Here is a 13,345-nt window from a genome sequence, read left to right on the forward strand (position 1 = left end):
AAAAGGAAATGAATACTTTTTAAAGGGACAAGATATCAATCTATTTAAAATTATTTTTATTATATAAATCAATATATATAGTATTTAGTCCTTTTGCTTCCCTCTTTATATCAAAACCTTTCATTCTTATTAATTTTGAGGTATCTTCTCGTGTATATTCTCCATTTGATTTTAAAACTTTTTCTCCCCATTTTTCGGGTGGATTATCTAGAGGAATATATTCTATTAAATCAGTAACTTTTGTCTCTTTTGGGACACAATCACTTGCAAAACTTCGTAATCCAGCAGCCTGTGCTTCAACAAATACCATTCCAAATCCTTCAAATTTTGAGGGGAGTATAAAAACATCCATAGCTTGCATTAACCTATCAACATCTCTTCTTACTCCAAGGAAGAAAACACACTCTGTTATATTTAGTGTCTTTACCTGCTCTCTTATGCTTTCCTCTTGTCCCTCTCCGCCTATTAATACTAAGATAGCTGAGGGGCAGTTGTTATGAATCTCTTTAAATATTTGAATTAGTTGCTTATGATTTTTTTCTGGGAAAAAGCGGGCTATATTCCCTACAACAAATTTATCTCCCCATTTAAACTCACTTCTAACTGCTCTACGGACTTCGTCATTAAATTTAAACTTCTCTAAATTAATTGCATTCTTTATGATAAAATGTTTCTTATCGTTTTTTACTTTACCAAAAAGCCACCTACTTGCAATACCTGAACATGCAAACCAATGGGTTGAAAAATACTTTGTTAGGAATTTAAATGGGTATCTAACTATTTTTTGAGTTAGTGTTTCATTCATAAAGCCAACATGACTATGGGCAATCCTTACCTTTACATCACATATTCTTGCAATTATTAAAGCTAGAAATGAAGACGTATTTTGATGGCTATGAACTATATCATAATCACCTTCTTGAATTATATTTAATATTTCCCTTGTATTTTTTAATAATGATTGTTTTTTCGGAGTAACATGGTAAATTTGAGAGCCAAGCTCTTCAAAACTTTTTTCTAATAACCCATTATTAGGGTCGTGTACAATAAAATCAAATCTAATACTTTCACGGTCCATATTTAAATAATAGTTATATAGCATTGTTTCAACGCCTCCACTACCAAGGCCTGAGACAACATGTAAAATTTTTATCATTTTATCCCTCATGTTTTAAAAATTCATCATAGTATATAAATCTCTTACTATTTAATATTTCTAGTTGGAATTCACGGGCTTTATTGAAATTATTTTGGCTAATTTCATTAAGGTCACTTTCTAACATTTTCTTTATTTTACCAACTAAATCAGCTACATTTTTTCTTTTGAATATAAAGGTTTCATCCACTAATTCCGGTATTCCGCCAGTTGATGATCCTATCACAGGGCAAGCCGTACTAAACGCTTCGATAATAACCCTCCCATGTGATTCAACATTACTTGGTTGAATATATATATCTATTTCCGTCATAAAATCTAATACTTTATCGTGCGGTAAAGTACCAATAAATTTAATGTTTTCTTCTACACCTAACAGTTCCGCTAATTTCTTTAAATAAGAATTATTCCCCCCACCAACAAGCTGATATTCTACATTAAAACCTTGATCTTTAAGTTTTTTTATTGCTTTAATTACATATTGTTGGCCTTTATATTTCATCGCTAAAGACCCAACAGTTCCAAGAACTAATTTATCACCTTTTTTCATATTATTTATTTTCTCAAATCTACGTGATAACATATTCTTGTCAATAAAAGGTAATGTTACATCTGAGCATGATAGTACTTTCCCATTTGTCGGATACCTTCTTTGCAAGAATTTTGTAGAAACATACATTACATATGACGAACTTTGTACTATATTTCTTGTTTTAAAGTACATTTGTGGAGCAACTAATTTACCGAGTAGACTATGAGAAAAATATCCATCCCACGGGCAAGCAACTAACTCAATGATATAGGGCTTTGAATATTTAACTGCGTATTGCCATGCCAGTAAACCGATTGAACTAGGTAATCTAATAATTAGAAAGTCGTGTTCCTTAACAGTAGATAAAATTACTTTTTTTGCTATAATTTTATTATAAAAATATTTAGTTACTGTTTTAAAATTTGGTACGGAAACAACACTGAAGTCTTCCCCATCAATAGAGGAAAGTTTCATACCATCTTCTAACTCTTTTACACGGGTTAAAAAGGTTAACTGAGCCCCTAAATATAAATACCTATTTTTAAGTTCATTATTATAATCTACACCGAAATATTTATCTGAATTTGATTTATATATAGGACCATCATGAACAAATAATACTTTCTTCATTAATAAGACCTACCTCCATTGACTATAAAATTCATTCATAACTTCTTTCACATTGCTTTTATCGAATAATTGAACCTTTTCTTTGTTGTACTTCCCCATTTTTCCTCTAGTTTCTTTAGAATCAATTAAGCTATCAATAGCACGACTAAAACCTTTTATATCATTTGGATCTAGCAAGAATCCCCCAACACCATCTTCAATTAAATCAGTATTACCTCTAATTTCCGAACAAATAATTGGTAAACCAGCAGACATTGCCTCCATTACAGAAACAGGCAATCCCTCTTGATAAGATGGGAAAACAAACACGTCTGAAGCATTACAGATTTCAATAATGTCATTCCTGAAACCAAGAAACTTTACTTTATCAGTAATCCCCAGTTTAATTGTAAGTTCTTTTAGATACTTGTCTAATTCACCTCGACCACATATAACATATACATAGTTTTGATTTTTTAGTTTTGCTAGTGCCCTGAGCGCAACCTCATGATTTTTCCGTTTAATCATCTCACCTATAGAAAGGAGTATTACCTTATCTTCCAAAATTCCTAATTCTCTACGTTTTTCTTCTCGACTCACTGTAACTTCTTCAAACTTTCTAGTTTCAACACCAATACCAGGAACGTAGTGTACCTTCGTTTTTCTGAACTTATTTGCCTTATCATAGTCTTCCTTATTTATGGTGATTAGATGGTCTGTATACCTTGCTAAACATTTTTCAACAGGATAATACAATACCCAGTTAATTAAAGGAGCACCTTTATAGAAATGAAATCCATGAGCGGTATATATCACCGGGGAAAATCCTATAGATCTAGCCGCCAACCTTGCCAGTACACCGCCCATTGGTGAATGGCAATGTACTGCATCAAAGTTTTCTGATTTCATTATCGCTTTAAGTTGTTTATAAGCTTTAATATTTTTAAAAGAAAACGGTGAACGCTGTATATCAAAAGGGTGCTTAATAATATCTAAAGAGTCTAACCTTTCATTTGCATCACTAAAATTAGCTGCAGCATGTATTTCAAAACCTAATGATTTTAAAACTTCTATATTACCCTGTTCAAATAAATAAAACTGTCTACTTACTGTTGAGACAATTAAGATTTTTTTCATTTAACTCCTCCGAAGTAATTGCATTTCACATTTCTATATATTCCACAAATGGTATACTTGATGACACCCTACCTGTTTACAATTAACCTTATGATAAAAATTAATTGCACCTGTATTACGAACTTGTGTACCGACTTTTATTATGTTAACTCCACGATTATGAGCCGCATACTCTACAGCTCTGAATAAACTCGTACCGATTCCACTTTTTGTAGTATTTTGTGAAACTACAATAAGCTCTATCACACAAACATTATCTGAATAAGAATGTAATAAAAACCCATTTATCTCAGCATTTTCATCGAAAGATAAGACATAGAACTTATCCTGTTTCTCAAAAGAATTCATTAACCATTGTTGATATACTTTTTCTCCACCACGCTTAGCCAGTTCTTTATCCTCTGTAAACTTAGAAAACTGAAAGTCTGCTATGTTAATAATTTGATCATTTCTTTTTAACGCTTGGTGAACAACAAGATTTCTTGGAATTTCATAAACGTCTTGTATCTTCTTTATAAACTGAATATTTACATCTGCCAAAAAGGCACTAGTATCTTTACCAATGAATTGAGAGTTTTCTGGTTCAGAATTGCGGTTTTCGATTGAGACAAACTGATAATCTTTAAAACTTTCTTTAAGATCATTCCATTCATTTTGTTTTAATGGTTTATTTAGAATAGCTTTAGCACAAGTTACACCAAAAAACTTTGTGTCCCATTCAAGATTGTAGAAGGATGCTGGACTTTCTATGCTGCTTTTATCCATATGACAATTACTCCTTCCCTACATACTAACTTTTTTATTTTTAGTAGCTTCTGTACTACTTTCCTTAACAAAGACATCTTCACGCTTTAATACAGAAACAGCGGTCTTAAAGAAGATTTTTATATCTAGCCAAAAAGATAAATGATCAATATAGTAAATATCATTTTGAATTCGTTCTTTCCAAGGTACTGTATTTCTGAAATAAGCTTGATTAAAACCAGAAACGCCAGGTCTAACCTCTAACTTCCTAGCCTCGGTACCTTCATATAATTTATGGTGTTCAGGTAAATCGGGCCTAGGCCCAATAATACTCATATCACCCTTAATAATATTTAGAAGTTGTGGTGTCTCATCTAAGCTCGTCTTTCTAATAAACTTACCTATTCTTGTAAGTCTAGGATCATCTTCAGCATTAAATGTTGATCCATCTTCATTTCGGAGATCAGGTGCATTCATTTTCATTGAACGAAATTTATACATTTTAAATACTTTTCCATCCTTACCTAACCGTGGTGCATTATAAAAAATAGATCCTTTATCTTGAAAATATATTATTGGACCAATTATTAGTAGAATAATAAACCAAAAGGGTAAAGCTACTAATGCCAGTATTAAGTCTAAAATTCTTTTAAAAAAGCTCTTATACATTTCTAACACCCACTCCAAACTTCATTGATTACCTTTTTCAACGTGACAATAACGTAGTCCACATCTTCGTTACTCATTAGTGTATTAAGTGGTAGTGTAATTTCGTTCTCATACATACTAAAAGCATTTGGATAATCATTAATACCAAAACCTAAGTTCTTATAAGCTGTAAACATTGGTAATGGCTTATAGTGAACATTACATGACACTCCCAACTCAGCCAACTTAACTATTATTTCATTCCTTTTAAGTTCACCTATCCCTGGTATCCTTGCCAAATAAAGATGTCCCGATGAGGAGAAGTCATATCCAAAATGTTGTAAGCTCTGAATACCTAATGGTGAAAGTGCTTTATCATACATCTCAATTAACTCTCTACGTCTATTCATCATGCCTTCATATCTATTTAACTGAATTAAACCTATCCCAGCCATAACATCGGTCATATTACACTTATAGGCTGGATAAACAATGTCATACTCCCATGCACCTTTTTGTGTTTTCGCTAATGCATCTTTTGACTGCCCGTGCAGACTATATAGCATATACTGCTTATAAATCCATTCCTCATCTAAACCTGGTACACTTCGCCAAACAACAGCTCCGCCTTCAGCGGTTGTTAAATTCTTTACAGCATGAAAAGAAAAGCAAGTAAAGTCTGCTACTTGCCCACATTTCAATCCTTTTCTTTCAGCTCCAAATGCATGAGCTGCGTCAGTCATTACTATTACTCTATTAAATAAATTTTGAATATCGTTATTTGCTTTAAATAACTCTTTTTTACTTTCAATTACTTCAAAGATTGCATCGTAATTGCACATCTTCCCAGCAATATCTACAGGGATTATAACTTTCGTCTTTTCTGTAATCGCATCTGCAAGCTGTGCATAGTCCATCTCAAAAGAATCAGGTGCGGTATCCACTAGTACAATTTTGGCACCCACATGATCTATAATTGAAGCTGAAGCTGTGTAAGTATAGGCTGATGTAATAACTTCATCACCAGGTCCAATACCTAAAATGCGAAGAGTTAACTCCATTGCTGCTGTAGCTGAATTTAAACAAACAGCTCTATTCGTTCCAACATATTCAGCTATTCTCTTCTCAAATTCCTTTGTTCTAGGTCCAGTTGTAATCCATCCAGACTTCAATGCCTTTATTACTTCTTCTATTTCCGCTTCTGTAATATCTGGCGGAGAGAAAGGAATATTTTTAACTTGAGTATCATTCATTTTAGTTTTCCTCACTTTATCGAAAGATTATGTTTCATATACATTTAGTAACTTAGTACTTAATTAGAATTCATTCCACCCAACTACTAATCTACTAAATTTATCCATTATCAATAGCCACCTCGTAATACCTATTCAATTAACAACATTCAATCACGAAGTTTTTTCATTTTTAAACTAATCTCAACCGTATTTCTTCCTATTAAACTACCATTCAATCAAACCTTAAAAACTACTAAAAACACCCGAAACCCTTATGCCCCAAGGCTTCCAGCGTGTTATCTGATTACGATAGTCAGTTCCTCAAGTCCATTCAATCTTTTTAGTTGGATAGTTGGTTAGTAGTTAGTTGGTTAGGAACTAGGTAAAGGTCCTCCTACCACATATCCCCTAACAGACTAACCACTACCAATCACAGAAAAGGAACCCCGCCGTCATCTTCACCACTACCATCTCCAGCACCATCACTACAAACAACTTTCCCATCAACATACACTAAATGACATTCATCGTTACAAATGCTACCATCGTAGCTCTCTAAAAACTGCGTAAAAACAATATCTGAGTGGTCAACTCTTTCCATTGCCAGATGTCTCGTATAATCCTTTTCAAACTGAAGAATATTCACGCGACAAACTTCTTCTCTAGATTTATCAATCCAACCTAAAACAGAAGGAACCGCAATCGCCAAGAGAATCCCCAGAATAGTAAGTGCTACTAACAACTCAATTAACGTAACACCTTTCTTTCCTTTACAGATGTTTCCCACAGATTTCAACTTCAACAACAAACTAACAACAAACATCCTTAACACCTCCAAAAGTATCATATAGCACTTCTAAGGTGTCAAAATGTATTAAAGTTGGAAGAGCTGGAACAACTGGATGATTGACTGTAGGTTTTGTTGGTATGTTGGAACAAAGGTCTTTTCTAATCTTTTCCTTTCCAACTCTTCCAACCACAACGTTTCAGGTTACTGAAACAAGTTCCAACTTTTCCAACTCTCCCCCTAATTACTAACCACTAACCCCTAACCAACTTTATTTCACTCTCTCCCTCTCCAACATCTCCTCAAGAAAATCAATCAACTCAGACCTTAACTCCCCACTCTGCATCGCAAACTCAATCGTCGTCTTCACAAACCCCATCTTCTCCCCAACATCATACCGCTTACCTTCAAAATCATAAGCAAACACACGCTGGATTTCATTTAGGCTCTGGATCGCATCCGTCAACTGAATTTCCCCGCCAGCACCGGTTTCTTGTCGATCTAAGAACATAAAGATCTCAGGAGTTAACACATAACGGCCCATAATCGCTAAATTCGATGGAGCTGTTCCTTGTTTAGGCTTTTCGACAAATTGATTAACTGAATATCTTCTTCCTACATTCGATAATGGATCCACAATACCATAACGATGTGTTTCTTCATCAGGTACCGTCTGAACACCAATAACAGATGAAAGAGTCTCTTCGTATTGTTCAATTAACTGTCTTAAACCCGGCTTTTCCGCTTGTACAATATCGTCACCTAATAACACAGCAAATGGCTCATCACCGATAAATTTACGAGCGCACCAAACGGCATGTCCTAATCCTTTAGGCTCTTTTTGGCGAATATAATGGATATCAACCATTTTAGAGGAGTACTGAACTTTCTCTAACAAGTCCGTTTTCCCTTTTTGGAATAAATTTTGCTCTAACTCAAACGCATGATCAAAGTGATCCTCAATCGCACGCTTTCCTTTACCAGTAACGATAATAATATCCTCTATTCCAGAATTCACTGCTTCTTCGACAATGTATTGGATCGTTGGTTTATCGACAATCGGTAACATTTCTTTTGGCATGGCTTTTGTGGCTGGGAGGAAACGTGTTCCAAGACCAGCAGCTGGGATGATGGCTTTTTTGACTTTTTTCATGTAATCACGTCCTTTGTTTTAGGGGTTAGGGGGTAGTTGGTAGTGGTTAGGGTAGAAAGTTAAGTTAAGCCAAGGTAGTAAAGATTTAAGTGCCTAGCTTTTTTATTAACCCGTTTAGTAGTCTACCAACTTCGTCTGTTAGTTCTGTTACTTTTTTGTATTCTTGTTCCGTGATATATTTTAAGTCGTTAGATAATAGAAAGAAGTATTTTAATTCTTCTAATGAGCCTCTGGACATAAGCAAGAAGCGTTTGTATTCGTTCGTGTACCCTTTGGCTTTTCCTTCGGCGATATTACTTGGTATGGAGATGGCCGCTCTTCTCATTTGAGAGATCAAGCCATACTTTTCATCATTAGGGAAATCTTTAGTTATTGCATAAGTAATTAAAACGAGTTGATGTGCTTTTTGCCATACAATTAGTTTTTTCACATCATGTAACATGCGAAAGCCTCGCTTTCTTTTTTTAGGGGGCGGGGGTTAGTTATTAGGGGTTAGGCGTTAGTTGGTAGGGGGTAGAAGTTCAATGGCTTTTTCTTACTTTTCCAACCTCAATGTTTCGGCTAGCCGAAACGAGTTCCAACTTTCCAACTCTTCCAACTCATTACGCTTTTCCTACAAACTAACAACTATCCCCTAACCCCTACCCAACTACCTGCAATTCTCTCTTCCTAAAGTTTGCAATATCTAGTAGCTCTTCACGCAGTACCTCTTTCGGCATCTTCTCGAAGTCTACGATCAACTGCTCCGCCACATTAATATTCACCATCGGCGTCTTCCCACGGTAAATCTTCGGATACACCTGCTCATCATGAACCTCATCCTCACCAAGAAGCTCTTCAAACATCTTCTCTCCAGGGCGCATGCCTGTGAATTGGATAGGGATTTCTGCTTCTGTGTAGCCTGATAGTTTAATGAGATTTTTAGCTAAGTCTACTATCTTAACAGGCTCACCCATATCCAGTACAAACACTTCTCCACCTCTAGCTAGTGCACCGGCTTGTAATACGAGGCGTGACGCTTCTGGGATTGTCATAAAATAGCGAACCATTTCTGGGTGGGTGACTGTGACAGGTCCGCCGTTTTGAATTTGCTCTTTAAATAGAGGTATTACACTTCCGCGGCTTCCTAGTACGTTACCGAAGCGAACGGCTACGAAGCGGGTATCGCTGATCATGTCCATATGTTGAATAATCATTTCGGCAATTCGTTTTGTTGATCCCATGACACTTGTTGGGTTTACCGCTTTATCAGTGGAGATCATAACGAATGTATTCACTCCTGCATCACTTGCCGCCTCGGCGACATTTTTCGTGCCAATCACATTGTTCTTCACGGCTTCTTCTGGGTTTCGTTCCATCAATGGCACATGCTTATGAGCAGCGGCATGGAACACGACATGTGGTTGACGTTTGTTCATAATTGCAAACATCTTTTCACGGTCTTGAACATCGGCTATTTCCGTATCTAGTTCGAGGTCTGGAAGATTTCTTCTTAGTTCCATTTCAATCGAGTAAATGCTATTTTCCCCATGACCTAGTAAGATCAATTGTTTTGGGGCAAAGTTTGTAATCTGACGGCATACTTCTGATCCAATTGAACCACCCGCACCTGTAACTAAGATCGTTTGTCCTTTGATAAACTGTTCAATTCCTGCAATATCAAGCTCAACCGGCTCACGTCCTAGTAAGTCTTCTACTTGCACATCACGGAATTGGTTAACCGATACTTTCCCGACCATGATGTCTTCAATTTTTGGCATGATTTGTGTTTTTGCTTTTGTTTTTGCACATTCGTTGAAGATCTGATTTAACTCTTCTTTACTTAATGATGGTATCGCAATAATAATATGTTCAATCTGCTTTTCTTGAACGACTCGCTCAATTCGTTCTACCCCACCTAAAACTGGTATCCCCATGATTTCTAAGTGATGTTTAGCCTTATCATCGTCGATAAAAGCAACAGGGTTCAGTTCCACTTCTTCATTATGCTGAAGCTGCCTGACAACCATCGTTCCTGCTGAACCAGCACCGATAATGAGTGTTCGTTTTTTATCTTTACTCGGTTTGATGTATGTATCACGATACATTCTCCATGAAAAACGCGCTCCGCCAATAAATAAGATGTGCATCATCCATGTGATCGCTAATGTTCGTAAGTATACTTCTTGGAAAACTCCAAGTTGTACGAGTCCAGTTACAATAACAGACAATGTGACTGCTTTTCCTATCGCAACGAGCTCATTAATACTCGCATACTCCCACGCTTTTTTATACAGCTTATAGTAATAGGCAAATAAATGATGACTTAATAATAAAGTAATAGAGCTCACGATAATAATCGTTGTAAACGCGTTACCTGTTGGTAGCAAAATAAAATTACTAATATAAATACAAGCGATAACAATAATCGAGTCAACTATCATTAACCCGAGCAGACGTTTTTGATACGACATTTACCCATCCCCTTCCAAAATTCCATTTCCGTTTTTCAATAATAAAGCCTTAAGCTATATTCCTTTTAGTGAAAAGATGCATAGCTTAAGGCTTGATTGAGTTTTTATGAAAGCATTTCAATTTTAATTGTTTTACAATAAAAATATATTATAGAGGCATTTAACCTCTCCTCACACCATACCCTTGGCGACAAGCACCTAAGGGTTCTTATCTGAACCCCACAGCATGGCCGAGTGCCTCCGTCGATAATGGCAAGGAGACATTGCCCAATAGAACTATCGTCTAACAGGACGCCCTGCTCGTCCCGTTGTCTTGTTGTTTTCTTCTATCTATGGCTGTTTGAATGTATTGCTGGATTGCCTCTAAATCTTCGAGAGGCGCATCCTGCTTAATATATCTAATCGTTTTAGTAATTGTTTTTGGAAAATCTGTAACTTTTTTCACAACGATCACCTAATTAAAATAGTCCTAAAAATTTCTTCTTTTTTATCCGTTCTGGCGGTTCTATTCCAACATGAAGACCGTTGATCACAAGATCTGCATTTTCTTGAAACTGATAGACCATTTCCGTTCCAAAGTTCTTTTCTAGCTCTCTATATGCCTCTCGCATACGAAAAGGACGATTGCTAATGTTGTGAGCATCGGATGCGAGAAAGTGTGTCAGTTGATGATCAATCAGTTCTTCTGTAAATCTCTTAATCTTCTTCCCAAAATGCCCGGTTAAACTGGACGTTGTAATTTGTGTCAGTACGCCACTGTTTACAAATTCATATAAAAGGTCAGGAGATGTCATCAACTGACTATTACGCTCCGGGTGTACGACAATCGGTGTTAATCCAGCTAGTTGTATATCATAGAATAATTGTTTCGCATAACGAGGCACTTGACTAGATGGAAATTCAACAAATACATATTTATGACTATTAGCTAAAGGAAGGATATCCCCTTTATGATAGTCATTTACTAATTCTCCATAAATGCGACACTCTTGACCTGGTAGTATGTTTAAATTAAAGTTGTGTTCTTTAAGTTCTTTATTCAGCTGTTCAACAGCCGCCATAATACATTCTCTAGTATTCACGTAAGGACCATTTAAATGATGTGGAGTCGCAATGATCGTTGTAATTCCTTCTTCAATCGCTTGCTCTACCATTTGAATACTTTCAGTAAAACTAGCAGGTCCATCATCTACATTCGGCAAGATATGACAGTGGATATCAATCATTCGACTCACCTCTCTGTAAATCTATTTCCATATTACCACGATAAAGGACAAAAAGGTACATATTTTTACATAATTTCCAACTTAACCACCATAATAATAGTAATATTGTCCCTCTTGTTGTTCTTTTGCGTTTAAAACGACACCTAAAACTTTCGCCTTTGCCGCTTCTAGTATGTCTTTTGCCTTCACCGCTTGCTCACGATCGGTTTTCCCACTACTCACCACTAAAATCGTCCCATCTGTATGATTCGCCAATATTTGCGCGTCAGTAACTGCTAGTAAAGGTGGTGAATCTAGAATAATAATGTCAAAGATTTTGGATAGCTTGTCGAGTAGTAATGACATTGCTCTTGAACTTAATAATTCTGCTGGGTTCGGTGGAACGGGTCCACTCGGTAAAATCGATAAGTTTGTCACTTTCGTCGCTTGGATGGCTTCGTCTGCTGTATGTTGTTTCGTTAACATACTCGTTAATCCGGCTAAATTAGGAACACCAAACGTATAATGCGCGGTTGGTTTTCGTAAATCCGCATCAATAAGCAATACACTATTTCCTTGTTGCGCCATAACAACCGCTAAATTAGAGGCAGTCGTTGATTTACCTTCCATTGGCCCTGCCGATGTAACGAGGATCGTCGTCATTTTTCCATCAATAGAAGCAAATTCAATATTCGTACGAAGCGTTCGATATTGTTCTGATACTGGTGATTTCGGTTCGTTGTGTGCAATTAAATTCCGTTGATTTGACTGTTTCGTATTTATTTTACGTGACATCGTCTACCTCCTTCTAAGAAGCTTGTCTGCGATTTTTCTTTTTCGATTGTTTTCCCATGGTGTCATCCATTCGTGAAACTACACCAATGACAGGTAAACCTAGTAAACTTTCAACATCTTGCTCCGTTTTTACCGTTGTATCTAAGTACTCTAGTAAGAAAGCGAGTCCTGCTGCTGTCATCAAACCAACAACGAATGCAATCGCCATGTTTAAATTGGGGTTAGGTTTTACAGGGTTAGTACTTGGTTGTGCTTCTGATAAAATGCTGACATTATCCACGTTCATAATGTTCACAATTTCACGTTGGAACACAGAAGCAATCGTATTGGCGATTTGTGCGGCCATGACAGGATCTTCATCTTGTACCGTAATCGCTACAACTTGTGAGTTTTGCGCACTACCGACGGTTACACTACTATTTAAAGCACCAACTGATCGATTTAAATCTAGTTCAGCAATGACTTTTTCTAAGATTACTGGACTTTTCATAATGACGTTGTACGTATTTATTAATTCAATGTTCGTTCGTAAATCAGCTTGTGTTAGGTTTTGCATATCCATTTTTGATTGATTCACGAGGATTTGTGTCGATGATTGATAAATCGGTGTTAATACTAAGTAACTCACTAGACCACTTACAACGACAGCTATTAGCGGTAAAATGATGAGCAATTTTATTCTTTTCTTTAATGTTGTAAATAGTTCTTTTAGACTGATTGTTTCTTCCATTTTGTCCTCCCTATTAGTAAGAAGCTTATAAAATTGTAAATTTCAACAAATAATCACAAAGTGAATTATATCACATGGCGTCGATTTTTGAAGTCATAAATTGTATTTAACAAATTTTGATATTTTGGTATTTTCATGTATCTTCAATTTAAATATGACAA

At 36.0% G+C, this 13,345-nt stretch carries 14 protein-coding genes; all 14 read right to left on the bottom strand.

Features of this window, described 5'->3' with window-relative positions; translation table 11 throughout:
- Nucleotides 1-40: 40 nt before the first annotated feature.
- The 14 genes from AC2VNP_RS05195 to AC2VNP_RS05260 all read right to left on the bottom strand — a co-directional run bounded on the left by AC2VNP_RS05195 (nt 41) and on the right by AC2VNP_RS05260 (nt 13,184).
- Entirely contained in the window at nt 41-1,156 is a 1,116-nt protein-coding gene (locus AC2VNP_RS05195) for a glycosyltransferase family 1 protein (protein WP_486916329.1), read from the bottom strand.
- A gap of 1 nt (nt 1,157) precedes the next feature.
- Nucleotides 1,158-2,318 (bottom strand): glycosyltransferase, encoded by a 1,161-nt coding sequence (locus AC2VNP_RS05200; protein WP_486916330.1) that lies wholly within the window; start codon nt 2,316-2,318, stop codon nt 1,158-1,160.
- Nucleotides 2,319-2,327: 9 nt separating this feature from the next.
- Entirely contained in the window at nt 2,328-3,434 is a 1,107-nt protein-coding gene (locus AC2VNP_RS05205) for a glycosyltransferase family 4 protein (RefSeq protein ID WP_486916331.1), read from the bottom strand.
- Between the two features lie 33 nt (nt 3,435-3,467).
- Nucleotides 3,468-4,199 (bottom strand): GNAT family N-acetyltransferase, encoded by a 732-nt coding sequence (locus AC2VNP_RS05210; RefSeq protein ID WP_486916332.1) that lies wholly within the window; start codon nt 4,197-4,199, stop codon nt 3,468-3,470.
- Nucleotides 4,200-4,217: 18 nt separating this feature from the next.
- Nucleotides 4,218-4,847, bottom strand: coding sequence for a sugar transferase (locus AC2VNP_RS05215; protein WP_486916333.1), 630 nt, complete (start codon nt 4,845-4,847; stop codon nt 4,218-4,220).
- 2 nt (nt 4,848-4,849) lie between these two features.
- Nucleotides 4,850-6,079, bottom strand: a complete 1,230-nt coding sequence (locus AC2VNP_RS05220) for a DegT/DnrJ/EryC1/StrS family aminotransferase (protein ID WP_486916334.1) — start codon at nt 6,077-6,079, stop codon at nt 4,850-4,852.
- A 412-nt stretch (nt 6,080-6,491) separates the two neighbouring features.
- Complete coding sequence (locus AC2VNP_RS05225; protein ID WP_486916335.1) at nt 6,492-6,884, bottom strand: type II secretion system protein; 393 nt, start codon at nt 6,882-6,884, stop codon at nt 6,492-6,494.
- 235 nt (nt 6,885-7,119) lie between these two features.
- A complete protein-coding gene (gene galU / locus AC2VNP_RS05230; RefSeq protein ID WP_486916336.1) occupies nt 7,120-8,001 on the bottom strand; it encodes a UTP--glucose-1-phosphate uridylyltransferase GalU in 882 nt (293 codons plus the stop codon).
- A gap of 85 nt (nt 8,002-8,086) precedes the next feature.
- Nucleotides 8,087-8,443 carry a four helix bundle protein gene (locus AC2VNP_RS05235; RefSeq protein ID WP_486916337.1) on the bottom strand — a complete coding sequence of 119 codons (357 nt, stop codon included), beginning with the start codon at nt 8,441-8,443 and terminating at the stop codon, nt 8,087-8,089.
- 199 nt (nt 8,444-8,642) lie between these two features.
- Nucleotides 8,643-10,454, bottom strand: coding sequence for a polysaccharide biosynthesis protein (locus AC2VNP_RS05240; RefSeq protein WP_486916338.1), 1,812 nt, complete (start codon nt 10,452-10,454; stop codon nt 8,643-8,645).
- Nucleotides 10,455-10,737: 283 nt separating this feature from the next.
- Nucleotides 10,738-10,899: a hypothetical protein gene (locus AC2VNP_RS05245; RefSeq protein WP_486916339.1), complete on the bottom strand. Its 162-nt coding sequence runs from the start codon at nt 10,897-10,899 to the stop codon at nt 10,738-10,740.
- A 13-nt stretch (nt 10,900-10,912) separates the two neighbouring features.
- A complete protein-coding gene (locus tag AC2VNP_RS05250) occupies nt 10,913-11,680 on the bottom strand; it encodes a tyrosine-protein phosphatase (RefSeq protein ID WP_486916340.1) in 768 nt (255 codons plus the stop codon).
- Nucleotides 11,681-11,761: 81 nt separating this feature from the next.
- Nucleotides 11,762-12,454 (bottom strand): CpsD/CapB family tyrosine-protein kinase, encoded by a 693-nt coding sequence (locus AC2VNP_RS05255; RefSeq protein ID WP_486916341.1) that lies wholly within the window; start codon nt 12,452-12,454, stop codon nt 11,762-11,764.
- Nucleotides 12,455-12,467: 13 nt separating this feature from the next.
- Nucleotides 12,468-13,184, bottom strand: a complete 717-nt coding sequence (locus tag AC2VNP_RS05260) for a YveK family protein (RefSeq protein WP_486916342.1) — start codon at nt 13,182-13,184, stop codon at nt 12,468-12,470.
- Nucleotides 13,185-13,345: the final 161 nt, after the last annotated feature.

The organism is Alkalihalobacterium sp. TH-98, from assembly GCF_057473385.1.

Excerpts from the sequence above, each read along its gene's own strand:
- AC2VNP_RS05255 (WP_486916341.1), bottom strand. The coding sequence starts at position 12,454 with ATGTCACGTAAAATAAATACGAAACAGTCAAATCAACGGAATTTAATT.
- AC2VNP_RS05225 (WP_486916335.1), bottom strand. The coding sequence starts at position 6,884 with ATGTTTGTTGTTAGTTTGTTGTTGAAGTTGAAATCTGTGGGAAACATC.
- AC2VNP_RS05235 (WP_486916337.1), bottom strand. The coding sequence starts at position 8,443 with ATGTTACATGATGTGAAAAAACTAATTGTATGGCAAAAAGCACATCAA.
- AC2VNP_RS05205 (WP_486916331.1), bottom strand. The coding sequence starts at position 3,434 with ATGAAAAAAATCTTAATTGTCTCAACAGTAAGTAGACAGTTTTATTTA.
- AC2VNP_RS05260 (WP_486916342.1), bottom strand. The coding sequence starts at position 13,184 with ATGGAAGAAACAATCAGTCTAAAAGAACTATTTACAACATTAAAGAAA.
- AC2VNP_RS05195 (WP_486916329.1), bottom strand. The coding sequence starts at position 1,156 with ATGATAAAAATTTTACATGTTGTCTCAGGCCTTGGTAGTGGAGGCGTT.
- AC2VNP_RS05200 (WP_486916330.1), bottom strand. The coding sequence starts at position 2,318 with ATGAAGAAAGTATTATTTGTTCATGATGGTCCTATATATAAATCAAAT.
- AC2VNP_RS05250 (WP_486916340.1), bottom strand. The coding sequence starts at position 11,680 with ATGATTGATATCCACTGTCATATCTTGCCGAATGTAGATGATGGACCT.
- AC2VNP_RS05215 (WP_486916333.1), bottom strand. The coding sequence starts at position 4,847 with ATGTATAAGAGCTTTTTTAAAAGAATTTTAGACTTAATACTGGCATTA.
- AC2VNP_RS05240 (WP_486916338.1), bottom strand. The coding sequence starts at position 10,454 with ATGTCGTATCAAAAACGTCTGCTCGGGTTAATGATAGTTGACTCGATT.
- galU (WP_486916336.1), bottom strand. The coding sequence starts at position 8,001 with ATGAAAAAAGTCAAAAAAGCCATCATCCCAGCTGCTGGTCTTGGAACA.
- AC2VNP_RS05210 (WP_486916332.1), bottom strand. The coding sequence starts at position 4,199 with ATGGATAAAAGCAGCATAGAAAGTCCAGCATCCTTCTACAATCTTGAA.
- AC2VNP_RS05220 (WP_486916334.1), bottom strand. The coding sequence starts at position 6,079 with ATGAATGATACTCAAGTTAAAAATATTCCTTTCTCTCCGCCAGATATT.